Origin of the sequence: Marinobacter sp. F3R11 (genome assembly GCF_003318275.1) — a bacterium.
Taxonomy (GTDB): domain Bacteria; phylum Pseudomonadota; class Gammaproteobacteria; order Pseudomonadales; family Oleiphilaceae; genus Marinobacter.
Window position 1 is genome coordinate 24,210 of the sequence record NZ_QOCH01000004.1, and the last position, 17,635, is coordinate 41,844.

The 17,635-nt window shown below is 53.3% G+C and carries 15 protein-coding genes and 1 tRNA gene; 11 read left to right on the plus strand and 5 right to left on the minus strand.

What is annotated here, in order from left to right; all coding sequences use genetic code 11:
- The first annotated feature begins 30 nt into the window (after positions 1-30).
- Genes DS878_RS02305 through rdgC form a run of 5 tightly spaced genes read left to right on the plus strand, consistent with a single transcriptional unit; the run spans position 31 to position 2,968 of the window.
- Positions 31-780: a YciK family oxidoreductase gene (locus DS878_RS02305; protein WP_113814344.1), complete on the plus strand. Its 750-nt coding sequence runs from the start codon at positions 31-33 to the stop codon at positions 778-780.
- Positions 780-1,013 carry a glutaredoxin family protein gene (locus tag DS878_RS02310; RefSeq protein WP_113814345.1) on the plus strand — a complete coding sequence of 78 codons (234 nt, stop codon included), beginning with the start codon at positions 780-782 and terminating at the stop codon, positions 1,011-1,013. Before DS878_RS02305 ends, DS878_RS02310 begins: the two co-directional genes overlap by 1 nt.
- Before the next feature lie 13 nt (positions 1,014-1,026).
- Positions 1,027-1,797: a peroxide stress protein YaaA gene (yaaA, locus tag DS878_RS02315; RefSeq protein WP_113814346.1), complete on the plus strand. Its 771-nt coding sequence runs from the start codon at positions 1,027-1,029 to the stop codon at positions 1,795-1,797.
- 24 nt (positions 1,798-1,821) lie between these two features.
- Positions 1,822-2,022, plus strand: coding sequence for a DUF2788 domain-containing protein (locus DS878_RS02320; protein ID WP_113814347.1), 201 nt, complete (start codon positions 1,822-1,824; stop codon positions 2,020-2,022).
- Positions 2,023-2,041: 19 nt separating this feature from the next.
- The gene (gene rdgC, locus DS878_RS02325; RefSeq protein WP_113814348.1) at positions 2,042-2,968 is read left to right on the plus strand and encodes a recombination-associated protein RdgC; all 927 of its coding nucleotides are present in this window, start codon (positions 2,042-2,044) and stop codon (positions 2,966-2,968) included.
- Between the two features lie 51 nt (positions 2,969-3,019).
- Here the strand turns inward: rdgC and DS878_RS02330 are convergent, their stop codons facing one another.
- A complete protein-coding gene (locus DS878_RS02330; RefSeq protein WP_113814349.1) occupies positions 3,020-5,764 on the minus strand; it encodes a GNAT family N-acetyltransferase in 2,745 nt (914 codons plus the stop codon).
- A gap of 159 nt (positions 5,765-5,923) precedes the next feature.
- On the opposite strand from DS878_RS02330, the gene DS878_RS02335 reads away from it, so the two are divergent.
- Positions 5,924-6,850: a histone deacetylase family protein gene (locus DS878_RS02335; RefSeq protein WP_113814350.1), complete on the plus strand. Its 927-nt coding sequence runs from the start codon at positions 5,924-5,926 to the stop codon at positions 6,848-6,850.
- 30 nt (positions 6,851-6,880) lie between these two features.
- Here DS878_RS02335 and DS878_RS02340 read toward each other — a convergent pair whose 3' ends face one another.
- Entirely contained in the window at positions 6,881-7,798 is a 918-nt protein-coding gene (locus DS878_RS02340) for a flagellar protein MotY (protein ID WP_113814351.1), read from the minus strand.
- 253 nt (positions 7,799-8,051) lie between these two features.
- Here DS878_RS02340 and pyrC point away from each other — a divergent pair, with 253 nt between their 5' ends.
- Positions 8,052-9,083 (plus strand): dihydroorotase, encoded by a 1,032-nt coding sequence (pyrC, locus tag DS878_RS02345; protein ID WP_113814352.1) that lies wholly within the window; start codon positions 8,052-8,054, stop codon positions 9,081-9,083.
- A 43-nt stretch (positions 9,084-9,126) separates the two neighbouring features.
- Entirely contained in the window at positions 9,127-9,795 is a 669-nt protein-coding gene (rnt, locus tag DS878_RS02350) for a ribonuclease T (protein ID WP_187298714.1), read from the plus strand.
- A 75-nt stretch (positions 9,796-9,870) separates the two neighbouring features.
- On the opposite strand, the gene DS878_RS02355 is transcribed toward rnt, so the two are convergent.
- Entirely contained in the window at positions 9,871-11,856 is a 1,986-nt protein-coding gene (locus DS878_RS02355) for an SDR family oxidoreductase (protein ID WP_113814353.1), read from the minus strand.
- A gap of 373 nt (positions 11,857-12,229) precedes the next feature.
- Here DS878_RS02355 and DS878_RS02360 point away from each other — a divergent pair, with 373 nt between their 5' ends.
- Positions 12,230-12,529, plus strand: a complete 300-nt coding sequence (locus tag DS878_RS02360; protein ID WP_113814354.1) for a hypothetical protein — start codon at positions 12,230-12,232, stop codon at positions 12,527-12,529.
- Positions 12,530-12,607: 78 nt separating this feature from the next.
- On the plus strand, positions 12,608-15,460 hold the full coding sequence (locus tag DS878_RS02365; RefSeq protein ID WP_113814355.1) for an insulinase family protein: 2,853 nt from the start codon (positions 12,608-12,610) through the stop codon (positions 15,458-15,460).
- Here the strand turns inward: DS878_RS02365 and DS878_RS02370 are convergent.
- Both DS878_RS02370 and DS878_RS02375 read right to left on the minus strand, forming a co-directional pair.
- Positions 15,447-16,082 (minus strand): TIGR04282 family arsenosugar biosynthesis glycosyltransferase, encoded by a 636-nt coding sequence (locus DS878_RS02370; RefSeq protein WP_113814356.1) that lies wholly within the window; start codon positions 16,080-16,082, stop codon positions 15,447-15,449. The two genes, DS878_RS02365 and DS878_RS02370, sit on opposite strands and share 14 nt — an antisense overlap.
- Positions 16,069-16,776, minus strand: coding sequence for a TIGR04283 family arsenosugar biosynthesis glycosyltransferase (locus tag DS878_RS02375; protein WP_187298715.1), 708 nt, complete (start codon positions 16,774-16,776; stop codon positions 16,069-16,071). Before DS878_RS02375 ends, DS878_RS02370 begins: the two co-directional genes overlap by 14 nt.
- An 86-nt stretch (positions 16,777-16,862) precedes the next feature.
- Between DS878_RS02375 and DS878_RS02380 the strand changes: the two genes are divergently transcribed.
- Positions 16,863-16,939 (plus strand) — tRNA-Arg (locus DS878_RS02380).
- Positions 16,940-17,635 lie beyond the last annotated feature (696 nt).

Consider the following 17,635-nt stretch of genomic DNA (forward strand, 5'->3'; position numbering starts at 1 on the left):
ATGAACCTCAGGCTGACACGGAGACAGGTTATGCAAGATTACCAGGCACCCGCGGATCTACTAAAAGATCGCATTATACTGGTGACCGGTGCAGGCAGTGGTATTGGCCGCACAGCAGCAAAGACCTATGCTGCGCACGGCGCCACAGTGATTCTTGTTGGCAGAACAGTGAGTAAACTGGAGTCGGTCTACGACGAAATCGAAGCGGCAGGGCACCCGAAGCCAGCCATTGTGCCAATGAATTTTGAAAGCGCTACCGCAAAAAATTACGAAGAACTGGCCATGACCCTGGAAGATAACTTCGGACAGCTTGATGGCCTGTTGCACAACGCTGGCATTCTTGGCGACCGCCGCCCGGTGGAAATGTACAATCCGGAGATCTGGAACAAGGTCATGCACGTGAACGTGACGGCTCCATTCCTTCTGAGCCGGGCGATGATTCCCCTGCTACGCAAATCGGATGCAGCATCGGTAATTTTCACGTCCTCTGGTGTAGGCCGCAAAGCAAAGGCTTATTGGGGGGCCTACGCAGTATCCAAGTTTGCAGTTGAAGGACTGAGCCAGCTCCTGGCTGATGAACTGGATGACGAGCACCACAACGTGCGGGTTAACAGTCTTAATCCGGGTGCCACCAGAACCAATATGCGCGCCCATGCCTACCCCGCTGAAAACCCCCAGCAAAATCCGGCACCGGAAGAGATTATGCCGGTTTACCTGTACCTGATGGGTAAAGACAGCGCAGGCGTAAACGGACAACAAGTGGACGCTCAACCCAAATAATGGACCTGCTTTTTTACACCACATCCCAATGCCACCTGTGCGAGCTCGCAGAAGCTCTGCTGGTGAACACACCAATGCCGGCTCCTGTACCCGTGGATGTTGTGGATATAGCGCAATCAGAAGAGCTGGTACAACGCTACGGCACACGGATTCCCGTGCTCCGGCGGGGCGATACCGGGCAAGAACTCGACTGGCCGTTTAACCAGGATCAGTTACTTACGTTTCTGCAATGAGGAATTATCTGACATGCTGATGGTTATCTCTCCCGCCAAAACCCTCGACTATGAGAGCCCGCTGGCAACGGAAACCTATACCCAGCCCGACTTTCTGGATGACGCCTGCGAGCTGATTGATCAGTTAAAGGAACTGGAGCCCCATCAGATCAGTAACCTGATGAGCATCAGCGACAAACTGGGTCAGTTGAACGCAGAGAGGTTCCAGAGCTGGCACACACCCTTTTCCCCTGCGAACGCCCGCCAGGCCATACTGGCGTTCAAAGGAGATGTATACACCGGGCTGGATGCTGAAAGCTTCAGCGAGCAGGACTTCAGCTTTGCCCAAAAGCATCTGCGCATGCTGTCCGGTCTCTACGGCATACTCAAACCTCTTGACCTGATGCAGCCGTATCGGCTGGAGATGGGAACAAAATTCGAGAACAAACGCGGCAAGGATCTTTACGCCTTCTGGGGCGACCGCCTTACCCAGGAAATAAACCGCCTGCTGAAGAACGACGACGAAGTGCTGGTAAACCTGGCTTCGAACGAGTATTTCAAAAGTCTCAGAAAAAAAGACCTTGAAAGAAGGTTGATCACCCCCCAATTCAAGGACTGGAAGAACGGTCAATACAAAATGATCAGTTTCTACGCCAAGAAAGCCCGCGGCCTGATGTGCCGCTTCGCCATCCTGAACCGTATCACCGACGCTAACGACCTCAAAGGTTTTGACCTTGACGGCTACTATTTCAGCGAAGACCAATCTGATAAGAACAACTGGGTTTTCCTGCGGGATGAACAGTAATTCAGATTGAGTTCGGAGCACGCCATGAATGAAGCAGTATTTTCTCAGATCGCCATGCTGGTGCTTCTGACAGGCCTTATTGGCTGGATGGGATTTATCGTCTGGGATCTGGCAAAAAAATCACAGGCTGGAAAGTTTGGCACCATTGCCCTGTTTACCGTACTGGGAGCAGGCGTGGTGGGTTTTATCGTTAAAACAATTCTCGTAGAGATCATGCAATTATGAAAGACAAGGATCAAGCCTGATGTGGTTTCGCAATGCCCGCGTTTTCCGTTTTACCAAACCCTTTGATATCTCTGCTGAGGAGTTGGAAGAAAAGCTCAGCAACGACGCTTTCAAACCCTGCGGCCCACAGGAAACCAATCGGCAGGGCTGGGTTCCGCCTCTGGGCAAACACGGTGAGATGCTTGTGCACAGCGCCAATGGATATCACCTGATTGCCTTGCGCAAGGAAGAAAAAATTCTGCCGGGGCCAGTAGTAAAGGATGCGGTTGAAGAGAAAGCTGAAGCCATTGAGCTTGAACAAGACCGCAAGGTTCGTCGTAAGGAAAAAGACGAAATCAAAGAGCAGGTGATGCTGGAGATGTTACCCCAGGCATTTTCCCGGAACCGCCGCAGCTTTGCTTACCTGGCTCCGAAGGATGGTGTTCTGGTTGTCGATGCAGGCTCTGCGAAACAGGCGGAAGATCTGGCTTCAACCCTGCGTAAAAGCCTGGGCTCCCTGCCTGTGCGGCCACCCGTTGTGGAACTGGCGCCAGCTTTCACATTAACAGGTTGGCTGAATGAAACCATCGACTTGCCAGGCACTATAGTTCTGGGCAATGAATGTGAGCTGAAAGACCCCTCGGAAGACGGTGGAGTGGTTCGCTGCAAAGGCCTGGACCTGAAAGCAGACGAGATCCGCAACCACCTGGAAGCCGGCATGCAGGTCACCAAACTGGCCCTGACCTGGGATGAGAATGTGTCTTTCATCCTCGATGAGGAGCTGGGTATTCGCCGGCTGAAATTTGGCGAAACTCTGCAGGACCAGCTCGACGACGTAGATGTGGATGATGCCGTCGCAAAATTTGACGCGGCCTTCACCCTCATGACCCTTGAACTGTCAAGACTGATCCCGGGATTGCTCGAAGCCCTGGGCGGTGAAGACCGTTCTGCAATCATTGAAGAGTAAGTATTAAACCGGGCGAATGAACGCCTCCACTGACGCCTTTCGCGAAAGGTGTCAGTGGGTCCTCTTACCCAGCCTCTCCTTCTGCCAGGCAGTTTTCGGCTCGTTCAGCACCAGCCGCAAATCCATCACTTCTTCCTCAGGGTTATACTTCACCTCAAACCCCAGGTGTTCCGCAAGCTGCAACATCGGGCGATTATCTGCCAGCACGTTACCGACCATTTCTACCGTACCGCGGGCGCGGCAGTAATCGATCATTTTCTGCATCAGGGCTATGCCAAGGCCCTCGCCTTTCATTTTATCGTGCACCATTACCGCGAACTCGCACTGCAGGTTATCCGCATCTGTCCAGGTTCTAACGGTACCCAGAGTTTCTTCTCCTTTACCATCTTCTCTGGGTGCGTTGGCAATAAATACCATTTCCCGGTCGTAGTCGATTTGCACCATCTGAGCAACGTCTTCCCGGGAAAAATGCTTACGATACTGGAAGAACCGGTAACGTATGGATTCCGGCGACTGCAGCTCATGAAATGCCCGGTGCGAGGGTTCATCCTCAGCAAGGGCCGGACGAATAATTACGCGGCGCCCCGACTTGGGCAGCACAATCCACTCCTCAAGCTCTCTCGGATAAGGCTGAATAATGGGCCGGCCCGGTGTTTCAGAAAGATTGATAGCTACATTAACCGCTACTGCGCCCTGATCATTGAATAGCAGAGGCGAAATTTCCAGCCCCCGGATCTCAGGGTTGTCGATCACGATCTGGGAAAGTGTGACCAGCGTTTCGGAAACCGCCCGGATATCTGCTTCCGGCTTCAGGCTGTGTTCCTTGAGCAGCTTATACATGTATGTCCTGCGCAACAGCTCCCTGGCCAGTACCATGTTCAGTGGCGGTAGTGCAATCTGGCGGTCCGAGATTACGTTGATATGGGCACCGGAGGCTCCACAGACTACCAAGGGGCCAAACTGGACATCCCGGGTGATACCTACACTGAACTCAATGCCGCCAACGTGCTGATAGGAGAGTTGCATGGCAAAGCCAAGGAACCCGCTAACCGGAAAATGCTTCTGATATTCCTCCATCAGAAAACGGCAGGCATCGATGATTTCAGTCTCACTACTCAGCTTCTGCATGGTGCCCTTGTAGCGGCGCTGGGCGGCTGTCAAAGTCATAAACGGCTGACAGGACTGCTCGTGAACAATCGTGACATCCACCGGTCGACGCTCAATGGAAAATGCCTCGAGCACTTCTTCTACATCGTCACAATAAACCGTTTCAATTGCGCTGATACCGTAATTGCGAATTACGTCCCGGGCCTCCCGGCTCGACAAATGTTTCCGCCCGGATCCAAGCGCATTCATAACCAACCGCCGGGTATTTGCATGGTCTGCAAAATGGTCGGTAAACGATTCGGGAGTTTCTGTCAGCAGGCGCTGTACTCGCTGATGCCGTACATGTTGCATAAAGGCAACAACCGCCTTCTCCGGATTGAAAAACGATGGCACACCGGCGCGATAGAACTCTTCGCGGGCATCCATCACTGTGCTCTGCCCCAGCCAGCACGTAAAGATATTGAGCCGCGTCCCCTTTGCCGCCTGAACTACCGCATCGGCAATCTGCAGACTGTCTTCCGTCAGACTGGGAGCATACAACACAAGCAAATTGGCAACTTCAGGATCTTTTGCCAGAATTTTGATCGCTTTCCCGTATAGCTCAGGTGATGCATCGTAGTTGAGATCGATCGGGTTCTTGCGTGTCCAGTACCGCGGCAGGAGTTCCGCAAGGGCAGTAACACTGGATTCCGACAGAGAGGCCAACTCCCCCCCCAGATCTGCCAGCCGGTCAACCGCCAGAACTCCGGGACCCACTCCGTTCGCCATGATTGCCAGAGATTCTCTGCGCAGAGGGCGCATGCGAGTGAGTGTTTCCAGAGCATCAAACATCTGCCCAAGCCCGTCTACCCGCAGTACACCGGCGCGCTGGAGCATGGCATCGTATATGGGATCACTGCGAACAATACCGTCGGGAAGCTCATGAGGCAGCCACTCGGATTCGGGCACTCGTCCGGATTTAACCGCAATCACAGGTTTTGTTCTGGAGGCTACCCGCACCGCCGACATAAAGCGCCGGGCGTTTGGAATATGCTCAATGTGCAGGAGAATTGCGCGGGTCTGGGTGTCCTGGGCCAGGTAATCAATCAAATCATCATGATCGATGTCCATGCCATCACCAAGGGTGAGGAAATAGGAAAAACCAACTCCACGTGCAAACGCCCAGTCAATCACCGAACTGGCAATGGTGCCCGACTGTCCCACAAACGCCACGCGACCGGGCAGAACCCCCATATGAGCATAAGTGGCGTTCAGGCTTCTGGCAGGAACCATAAAGCCAATCGTGTTCGGCCCGAGAACCCTTATACCGGTTTCCTTTGCCGCATCCCGAACCGCATACATCAACGGTTTTCCCGTTTTACTGTGGGTACGGGACATCCCGCCAGTCATCACAATTGCGGCGCGCACACCAGCTTCGCCCAGGCGCCTGATTGTCTTGGCCACTGTATCCGGTGGCGTACAGACAATGGCAAGGTCCGGTGAAAACTCCATTTTGGAGACTTTTTTAACGCAGGGTACGCCGTGGACATTTTCATAATCGTTCTGGTTGACCACCAGAAGCTTGCCGGGATAGCCGCCACTCATCAGGTTCCGCAACACCATGCCGCCGAGGTTGTCTGCCCGTTCAGATGCCCCTATCACCGCTATTGACGCAGGATTGAACAGACTTTCCAGATACCGGGTGCTCAAGCTGACTCTCCTTAAACAGGTGTTTTCCCTATCTTATGCATAGACGATCCGATGTGAAATGCCTATTGCCTCATATAAGACCAAAGAAACACAGCGCCATCAGAATATCCCTGATAAAATCACAGAGAATACAAGTATAGTCGGGGCGTTTCGAGATCTATGACCACCGCATTTTTTTCCCATGATGACTGCCAAAAACATGACATGGGGCCAGAGCATCCGGAGAGCCCTGACCGCCTGGCAGCCATCATCAGTTATATTGCAGATACCGGGATTGCTGAGAAGCTCGACTGGGTACGCCCGGAGGAGATCACACGGGACCAGCTTTTAAACGTGCACCCGGAACGCTATCTGCAACAACTCGACATGATGCAACCTACTCGTGGCCGGGTATTTACCGACCCGGACACCGCCATGATGCCAGACACTCTGCGCGCCGCAAAACTGGCTGCAGGTGCCAACGTTCAGGCCGTGGATATGGTCATGAGCAGCCAGGTTACCAATGCGTTTATCTGCGCAAGACCCCCAGGCCACCACGCTGAACGCAGCAAATCCATGGGCTTCTGTTTTTACAACAACATTGCCCTTGCTGCCATGCGGGCACTCAATTTCCACCATCTTGAACGGGTAGCCATCATTGATTTTGATGTGCATCAAGGGAACGGCACCGTAGACATTGTGAGCGGAGATGAACGCATACTGATGTGTTCGAGCTTCCAGCACCCCTTCTACCCACACTCGCACGTGCACCGCCAAGCCGACAATATAGTGAACATCCCCATCGAAGCGAACTGTTCGGCTGAAGCGTACCGTAAACAGGTAGAGGACGGCTGGATCAAACGCCTGAACGCATTCAAACCCCAGGTTGTTCTGATCTCTGCCGGATTTGATGCTCACCGCCTGGATCCGATGGGGGAACTCAATCTGGAAGCCGAGGATTTCCGCTGGCTTACAGAAATGCTGGTGGGCATTGCGAGCGAATACAGTAACGACCGGATTATTTCGACGCTGGAAGGGGGCTACCACCTGAAAGCTCTGGCAGAAAGCGTGAACGCTCACCTGGAAGTATTGAGCTCAGTTTACTGAAGCCGCCTGAAACCTGGCAGGACAGGTGAGCTAACCTGCAGAAGTACCGCCGTAGCCATTGGCTTGCTGAAACCCGGGGCGGTCGCCCTCGCGTTGCAGGCGAATCGTCGTGCGACGGTTATCGGCAGCGCGCCTTGATACCGGGAACTGGTCCCCGTGAGCTCTTACAGTAATCATGTCCGGATCCACTCCGCGACTCTTCAGATACTCCGCCACGACATTGGCGCGTTCCTCAGATAACGCCCGGTTATCAATACGATTACCGATACGATCACTATGCCCGTCAACAAATACCCGCTCCACCGTCGTATCAGCCATCAGATAGGCAACGATATTGTCCAGTAAATCCATATCGGCTTGTGACAACGTCTTGCTGCCACTGGCAAAGGCTATTCTTGAACGCCCGATCTGATCGATGTTTACAGGCAGAAGGTTCGCAGCACAGGATCTGTAGCGCTGATACTGGCTGTTAAAATTGATGTTGGAAACCTGCACTCGTACCGGACTGCCATCGTATGAGGATTCTCGGGTAACGGTTGGGCGCATGCCTTCCAAAAGGCTTTGCGCAAGAATCACCGCCTGCCGGGTTTCAAGTGAGACCGCCCTGCGTCCGTCAGATACCTGTACAGCACCAACCGGTCTAGGCGCTACGCCCGGCCGCCAGGCAGGTGCTTCAACAACCAGGGAGCCACGTCCGGGGCGCATAAGCCGGGATTCGGATTCAAGAAAAAATGACAGGCCCTCCCCGGCCCTGTGACGAAAAACAGCCCGCCCGTAGCCCGGCACTTCATGCACCAGAGAACACTCGAAAACAGACTCCGCAAGATACCACTGGCTGTTTGAGATTCCGGCACCATAGCTTCCGGCCAGACCAGTTCCGGGCAAAAACAGCCCGAGAGCGATTACGGCCAGCATGTTCAGTGTTTTATCGGGAAGGCCTGATACCATAAGAGTCCCATAAGAGCGCCTCACAGGCGCCAGAGCAGTTATACCATTGGTTCACGATGTTCCGTGGTTTCCATGTTTAACGGCACCCATGCTGTTTTCTTTAGGTTACGAGAGGAAAAACAATCACCGGCGTGTTCTGCTATAATCTGCCAAATTTTTCAGGGTTCGCGCGCCGGCAAAGGTGGAAACACCTTTTACGTCGCTTTTATACGCCCTTTCATACAACCTTTTGATGGTACCGCGGAATCTGCCAATGACAGAACAGCTAACCCTTATACGCCCCGACGACTGGCACCTCCACGTTCGGGACGGAGATTTTCTTAAGGACGTTGTGCCAGCAACTGCTGCCTGTTTCGGCCGGGCGATCATCATGCCGAACCTTGTGCCACCAGTAACCAATGCGGCCGAAGCATCAGCCTACCGGGATCGCATTCTGGCAGCGGCCAAAGGTACTGATTTCCGGCCATTGATGACGCTTTACCTCACAGAGTCCACTACCCGCGAAGATATACTTGAGGCAAGAGCCGAAGGCGTTGTTGCAGCCAAGCTTTATCCCGCCGGAGCTACCACAAACTCCGCCTCTGGCGTACAGGATATACGCAACATCTATCCGGTACTGGAGGCCATGGCAGATTGCGGCATGCTGCTGCTGGTTCATGGCGAAGTGACTGATGCAGACATTGATATTTTTGACCGGGAGAAGGTATTCCTTGACCAGGTGCTGGCGCCCACACTGGAAGCCTTCCCCAGCCTCAGGGTTGTGCTTGAGCACATAACCACCGCCGATTCCGCGGAGTTTGTTCAGCATCACCAGAGTGACAACCTTGGCGCGACGCTTACACCCCAGCACCTTATGTACAATCGCAACCATATGTTGTCAGGGGGGATTCGCCCTCACCTGTACTGTCTTCCGATTCTGAAGCGCAACCGTCACCAGCAAGCACTGAGAGATGCCGTCGCCAGTGGTGACAAGCGGTTCTTTCTGGGAACCGACTCAGCCCCCCATTCAAAGGACAGAAAAGAAGCCTCCTGCGGTTGTGCTGGCTGCTATTCGGCCTACGGCGCAATCGGACTGTATGCGGATATTTTTGACGAACTTGGCATTCTCGACCGGCTGGAGGCATTTGCCAGCCTGAACGGCGCAGATTTCTATGGTCTGCCGCAAAATACCGGTACCATCACTCTGGTGAAAAAACCCTGGACTATGCCAGAGGAATTACCCCTGGCAGGTGGTACCATCGTTCCGCTGAAAGCTGGCGAAACCATCAACTGGCGTTTGGCGTAATTTACCTACGACTTCCTGATAAACAGCCACGACCGGAGCCTTAGTGACTGACGAAAACAGACAACCGCACCCGCAATCGCACCCTATGTCCCGCCGATTCCGGGGTTTTTTGCCCATTGTGGTCGATGTGGAGACTGGTGGGTTCAATCCGGAACGTGACGCGCTGCTGGAAATTGCTGCGGTGATACTGACCATGGATGATGACGGTCGGTTACGGCGCGCTGAAACCCATTTGCAACAGATTGACCCATTTGAAGGGGCAAATCTCGAGCAATCCGCGCTGGACTTCACAGGGATCGATCCCTGGAATCCGGAGCGTGAAGCCGTTCCTGAGCGTGAAGGCCTGAGTGAAATCTTCGGCCCCATCCGCAAAGCGGTCAAGGCAAATGATTGCAAGCGCGCCATCCTGGTGGGCCACAACGCAACCTTTGATCATAACTTCGTATTTGCTGCGGCACGGCGGGCGGAAATCAACCGGAATCCGTTCCACCCTTTCTCCACGTTCGATACTGCTACTCTTGCTGGTCTGGCTTATGGCCACACGGTTCTGGCCCAGGCCTGTAAGCTGGCGGGCATTCCGTTCAGCAACAAAGAAGCTCATTCCGCGGCATACGATGCAGAAAAAACAGCCGACCTGTTCTGCGGCATCGTCAACCGCTGGCAAGAACTGGGCGGATTTCCGCCACCCATGATTTCCGATGAAGCTGAATAGAACAGCGGAATAACCCCCTGAAAAAACCGCGCCTGAAGCGCGGTTTTTTTGTTTCAGGACTGCAGAAAATGCGATTTACCAGTGAATGCCTCGCATCACTGCTGCGAATGCCACCTGTTCCGTAGACACTTTGGGCCGCTCAATAACCTTACCACCAACACCCGGGGACGAATCCGGGAACATGCGATACCCTGTGTTCATCACGATTTCTCCCATCTTGGGAGCCAGCGCATGCAATACCTGAGCAAAAATACCAAGGCGCGTAGCGATGCGTTTGGGGCGGTCAATAATCGCACTCGTGACCATATCCGCTGCTTCCTCCGGCGTGAGCGTCGGCACAGAATCATAGATCTTGGTGGGAGCGATCATTGGCGTTTTCACCAATGGCATGTTGATGGTGGTAAACGTCACATTCCTGTCTGACCATTCAGATGCAGCGCAGCGGCTGAATGCATCCAGCGCCGACTTGGATGCAACATAGGCCGAGAAGCGTGGTGCGTTTGTAAGCACTCCGATGGAAGATATGTTAACCACGTGCCCCCGGTTACGCTCCAGCATGGAGGGTGCAAACCCCATAATCAGACGCACAGAGCCGAAGTAGTTCAACTGCATGGTGCGCTCAAAATCGTGGAAGCGATCAAACGACAACGCCAGCGAGCGACGGATCGAACGCCCGGCATTATTTACCAGTACATCAACGTGGCCATGGTTATCCAGAACGGTTTTCACAAACCGGTCGCAATCCTCCATGTCAGAAAAGTCACACTGGTAGGCGTGCACATTGCCCCCCCTGGCTTCCAGTGCGGCGCTTACCTCATCCAGTTTAGACCTGGTTCGGGCGCCAATCACCAGAATAGCACCAGCTTCCGCGAGCTTTTCAGCCGTCGCCAGGCCGATACCTGAAGTAGCACCGGTTATCACACACACCTTACCCTCAACCGTACCCCTGAGGGTGCGATCCTTGAACAGATCAGGGTCAAGATGACGCTCCCAGAAGTCCCAGATCACAGGGGCATAGTCTTGCAGACGAGGCACCTCTATGCCTGTTCCTTTCAGTACGCGCTCTGTTTCACGGGCATCAAAACGAGTGGGATAATTGATAAAGGACAGCACCGATTCTGGAATGCCCATATCATCCAGCACCGCGCTTGTCAGCCGTTTCACCGGCGGCAGGTTTTTCAGGCTCTGGCGAATAAACGGCGGAACAAAACCGAACATGCGCGAGTCTATTCGCATACCCATTTTAGGTGCATGGCCGGCCTCGCAGAATATGTTGAGAATCTCGCCCACTTTGTAAGGGTCGGAATCCACCAGGTGGAAGCACTTGCCGTCTTCGCCATCCAGATGTGCAATGTGGTCCATCGCATTCACAACAAAGTCCACCGGAACAACATTCAGGCGCCCGCCTTCAACGCCGATCGTCGGCACCCACTGGGGCAAGGTACGACGGATTTTCTGGATCATTTTGAAGAAATAGTACGGGCCATCGACCTTATCCATTTCCCCTGTTTCCGAGTGGCCAATTACCATGCCGGGGCGATAAATACGGTATGGCACCTTGCACTCTTCGCGGACAACTTTTTCAGATTCGTGCTTGGTCTTGAGATACGGGTGATCCAGTTTCTCTGCTTCTTCAAACATATCCTCCCGGAAAATCCCCTTGAACAAGCCAGCGGCCGCGATCGATGAAACATGATGAAAACGTTTTGCTTTCATTGCCTCTGCAGCATTCACTGCGGCCCTGGTACCATCAATGTTCGCAGCCTGCTGGGCTTCCTCATCAGCCCCCATATCGTACACAGCCGCCAGGTGAAAAAAGTGATCAACCTTTCCCGTAAGCGATTTCAGGGTCTTGGCGTCCAGGCCCAGGTTTTTGCTGGTCAGGTCCCCGATGACAGCTTTAACACGGGACTCATCCACGCCCCAACGCTCTCTCAGCGTATCAAGTTTGTCACGGGACTGTTCCCGTACCAGAAGATGCACGGTGCCACCGCGTGCCAGAAGTTTTTCCACGAGGAAACGGCCAATAAATCCGGTACCACCGGTCAGGAAATAATCCATCGATAACCCACCCTGCTTGTTGCTCTATTGTTGTCTGTTCACACCAGCCTTATCAGACCAAAGTCTCATACAGCCTTTATGTCGGTGGCATTGCACTTGAATGCAACTTACACATATTGCTCCTGCCAGAGCACTAATCCTACAACTCATTGTTTTAAATATTAATATTGCTCATGAAACCGACAGTTTCACCTGTTTTTTTCACGGACACACCAGATTTTAGACTAGCACAGTAATTTTCACCCGCCCTCCCAGGCAGTGAATTACCGCAAAGCAATGAAACAGGCCGCCAGCAATGCGATAATCAGGAACTTATTGCGTCTACAGGCGTCAACTCTTTCCATAGTTCAAGCAATATGCCGGAAGCCAGACAATGCAGAATGACAACCCGAATACCGAGCGCTACATAGCTATTGCCCGTGCCTGCCTGAAAGCCATCAACGATACGACAAAGAACGCCGGAGACCGGGAACAGAAAATCCAGGCGGTTTACCAGGCCATCGACACTGCGTTCCAGGCAGAGTTTGCTGAACACCGGCAGTCTGTTGCGATCATGGCAACCGTTCTTGAACGTATTGCATCCGGTCAGCTCGATGCAGATCAGGCCGCAGACCTGGCCCGAAAAACTCTGGACCAGCAGCCGGAAAATACCCGCAATACCATGATGCACTGAGCGGAGCTCACCGTTATCCCCAACACCCTGCTCAGGTAAAACCAGCTTTATTACCCTTAACCGGATGACAGAAACCCTATGCAAATCGGTAATCACCTGAAGACCCCAAGACAGGCGCTATCAGCAAATGTGTTTGCGCTGTTTTTCCTGTTATTTGTCAGCTCCTTTGCCAGTGCAACCCAAACACCGGACAAGAGCCCGAACGATAATAACGACTACCGTTTCATCGAACTGGATAATGGCTTGAAAGCCATTCTGGTATCCGACAAGAATGCAGAAAAAGCTGCCGCCTCCATGGACGTAGCCATTGGCAGCGGAGATGATCCCAAAGAACGGGAAGGCATCGCGCACTTTCTGGAACACATGCTCTTTCTCGGTACAGAAAAGTACCCGAAAGCCGGTGAATACCAACAGTTCATCAAAACCCATGGTGGCAGCCACAACGCTTTTACCGCGTTTCGCAACACCAACTATTTTTTCGACATCCAGGCAGACTATCTTGAGCCTGCACTGGATCGCTTTGCCCAACAGTTTGCCGCCCCCCTGTTTACTCCTGAGCTGGTTGAACGTGAACGCCACGCCGTTCATTCAGAGTTCCGAGCCAAACAAAAAGAAGACGGGCGTCGTTTCTATTCCGTCAAAAAAGCTACCAGCAATCCTGAGCATGCCTTTCACCAGTTCGCCGTCGGCAACCTGACCACTCTGGAGAATACGGAAGACAACCCCCTTCGACCTGACCTGATCAGGTTCTGGCAAACCCATTACTCTGCCAACCTCATGACTCTTGCAGTCTACGGCCCGCAAACGCTGGATAAGCTAGAGACAATGGTACGCGCGCGCTTTGGCGCCATTGAAAACCGCGATCTGAAACCGCGGGCACACATGGCAAGCCTGTATGAAACCGATAAACTGCCAGCAATGGTGACGGTGGAAGCCATCAAGGATGTGCGCAGCCTGTCGCTGTCGTTCCCGATTCCATCCCAGCAAAAGAATTACCTCACCAAGCCCGCCAGTTACGTCTCCAACCTGCTTGGGCATGAAGGCCCGGGAAGCCTGTTCGATGTGCTCAAGAAAAATGGTCTCGCAGATAGCCTTTCGGCAGGCATTGGTATGGACACGGGTTATAACGCTACCCTCGACATAAGCATTGCGCTGACGCCCGAAGGCCTGAACCGGCATGAAGAAATCCTGCCACTGGTTTTCAGATACATTGATATCATTCGTGAACGGGGCATTGACCAGCAGCGTTTTGAAGAAATGCAGCGCCTGGCCCGAATCGACTTTCGCTTTCGCGAACAAGGCGAACCGGTTCATGAAGCCATGCGGCTGTCGAGCCAGCTCCAGGACTACCCAGCAGATGTCCTTCTCAGTGCACCATGGTTGATGGAGCGTTATGCGCCGGATCAGTACAACGAAATCCTTGCCAGGCTAACACCCGACAATGTGATGGCCTATTTGCTGGCACCGCAACCCAAGCTAACAAGCCCGAACCAGACTCAGTGGTATGACACCCCCTGGCAAATCGAGCCCCTGAATGCGGACGATCTCCGGACCAGGGCGCCAGAAGCTCTGGCTGAAGCACTTCGGCTGCCCTTACCAAACCCATTTGTGCCTGAAAATCTGACCATGGTATCCGGAACAACCATGGACAAGCCTGAGCTCCTGGGTAATCAGGACGGCATGGCTATCTGGTTTGCCCGGGACACTCGCTTTAATACACCAAAAGCCAACGTATTCTTCAGCCTGCGCACGCCGGCTGTCCGGGCATCCGCACGCAGCCATGTCCTGACAAGACTGCTTGTAGACAGCATCAACAACAACCTGAATGCCTGGGCTTATTCCGCCCGCCTTGCAGGGCTGAATTACAGCATCTATCCACACCTGCGCGGCATCACGGTAAGGGTTGGTGGCTACACAGACAAATTGCACACCCTGATGAACCGCATTCTGATGCAGATTGCCACTCCGGAAGTAACCCGACAGCGCTTTGATATAGCCCGACAAAATCTGATAGACAGCCTGCAGAACAAAGCCAAAGACCGCCCGGTAGAACAGACTTCGGAATTCATCCAGACTGCCCTGCTAGAGGGTACCTGGAGCACTGAAGAAAAACTGCAAGCTGCCAGAGAGGTAACTCTCGATGAGCTGAGGTCCTTCGCCAATACCCTGCTTTCGGAAGTCGACCCGGTGCTTATGGCTCACGGTAATATTACAGAGGCCTATACACTGAACCTGGCGCAGCAGGTAAATGCTGTTGTTCTGGGCGAGAGTGACTTTGTAGACGTTAAGCGCAGCCGTGTGCACAAGCTTCCCGCCAATGAAATGCTGGTTTCTCTGCATGTAGACCACCCGGATACCGGATATACACTTTACACGCAAGGCAAGAACACCAGCTTTGAAGAGCGCGCCCGTTTCCGCCTGCTGGCACAAATTATAAGCAGCCCTTTTTATGAGGACATCCGCACCACTCGCCAGCTTGGCTACATTGTGTACGCCACACCATTTGAAATGCTCGAAACTCCCGCCCTTGGCTTCGTAATTCAATCCCCTGGTGCCAGCCAGGAGGACATTGATCAGGCGGTTCGCGAGTTTACCGAAAGCTACGAGGCCACCCTCAGCGAACTGAGCATGGAGCGCCTGGGCCAGGAGAAACAGGCGGTGATCAGCAGCATATTGGAGCAGGATCGCCAGTTGGGAGAGATTTCAGGTCGCTACTGGCGTGAGATCGACCGGGGCTCAGTCAACTTTGACTCCCGGGAAAAGCTCGCAGAAGCTGTAAAAGCAGTAAGCCTTGAAGATCTGAAGGCTACCTACAAGGAAGCGGTGTTAAACAGAGGCAGAGCATTACGTGCCGTAACCGGAGGGGAAGGTTTGGGCGCTGACGAAGCACGTAAACTCATCCTCCAGCAGCCACCTGTCACAGCAGACTAAGCTGAAAACGCGCCCAATCCTCCGGCTCATCAACATCCCAGCGGGGCTCCAGCAAACTAACGCTGAGCCCCAGCTTCTTCAACCCTTCGCAAGTCTGCTCCAGCACAGCTTCCGTGCCCCACTCAATACCATCGAGCATATGCGGAACCACACGGCGGGCGCCTATCAGAACATAACCACCGTCGTCTGAAGGGCCCAGAACCACATCGCATTCCTGCAGGCGAGCAACTGCCTGATGAACATAATCCGATTCAACCGAAGGGCAATCACTTCCCACAATCAAAGCCAGGGAATATGACTCAAGTCCAGCACTCAGAGCATCGAACATCCGGGCCCCCAAATCTGCACCCTGCTGTATTTTCTGAACCAGACTCCGCTGCTCAATAGTGCTGACAAGCTCCTGCGCATCCGCAGGGACTGATTCCACGCTTCTATCCCACCAGAACTGCACAGGAAGTCCTGATCCACAGAGGTTGTCCAGTACGGCACCCGTAAGAGCCAGGTGCGCATCCAGCGCCCCGGAAATCCCGAGCGCAGGAATCAGACGGGTTTTGACACGCCCCGCTTCCGGCCATTTGGCGAATTGCATCAACACTGCATGTGAGGTTTCAGTCTGTGTCATTACGAACGTCCGAACGGTAAGAGTGGACAAGTGATTCCGGTGATTCTCCGCGCCAGTAACGCCATCGTAACCGCCACATAAGAAAAATGGTACGCCAGACACCCCGCTGCTCCCAACGGCGGCTATCCGTTATAACCAACGAGCGAACACAAAAAGGCCGGGAAATACGGCATAGCCGGCGAGAGAACTCGACATCCTCCATGATCGGTAGCTGATCGAAACCCTGCAAAGCCTCAAAAACGGATCTGCGCACAAAAAGCGCCTGATCACCTGTGCAGATACCCGTTAACCGGGAGCGCCTGTTCATAAACCAGGCTACCACCCCAAGCATCGCACCCCGGCCACTCAGGCGCACGTCAAAGCGACCCCAGGCTTTGTTACTGTAAAAAAAATCTTCAAGGCAAGCCTGGACATCAACGGGGAGCCGGGTATCCGCATGCAGAAACAGCAGGACATCACCTTTTGCAACCGATGCCCCGGCATTCATCTGGACAGCCCTGCCTTGTCCCGACTGTATCACCCGATCCGCCAGCGGAGCCGCCAGACCGGCACTACCATCCGTGCTGCCGGCATCCACAACAATAACCTCATGCCCTGCAGAACGCAGGGGTTGAAGAGCTTCAAGGGTTTCTACAATCCCCCCCGCCTCCATCCAGACCGGGACAATAATGGATAATGAGAACGGATCAGACAAAACATACTCCCAGTCAGCTAGAAATCACGGTAACACCTTGAGCCATAAGCTTCTGGCCGTTATCATACCGGTCTTCTTAAAGAAGCGCCTTCGTAGCTCATCTGGATAGAGCGTCCCCCTCCTAAGGGGAAGGTAGCAGGTTCGAGTCCTGCCGAGGGCACCAACTCCACACCTACCCCACTCGTGCAAATAGATTAAAACCAGGAATACTGTTTGGAAGGAGCGGCAGGTACCGCGAAGAAAACTTCGCTAAAGGCCTTATACAATGGCATAAGGGCCACCTTCCGAAAGAAGACAGCCACTGCACCTGCCTCTCAGGGAACAATCTTCTGGCTTCCCTGCATGCCAGCGGCGTGTGTGAACTACCAGCCTTGTTCAGCCCGGATTTTCTAATAGTGAAATAAAAACCGGCGCCATCAGAATAATCAGCCATACCAGTAAAACCGCGAACTCAAACATGGGGCGCCGGGGACAACTTATGCGAGGAAAGCTCTGGCAAACGCTGATTTTGATTGACTCGCCCACTCTTTTTCTGGGCGATAATGCATAGGCCAAAAAAAGGCTTTGGCCAGCAGTTCCACGTTGAGATGAATTCCATTCATATCGGTACCGCAGCCGACGTTTTTTACGCGGTCCGACAACGCGATTTCCTGGGTGAACCCATTCATCAACGTGCGTCACGACGCCTTCAACGACAGGCCACGTAAGGTACCAGATATAGAATGAAACGAATAACAGCGCTCCACCAATCGATATCATATTCATGATGGAGTACATGTCTTAAAGACCCGGTATATTTTCATGCATGCTTATGAGAAAGCTCATATTTATGAAAATATTCTTTTTCCAACGTATCCAG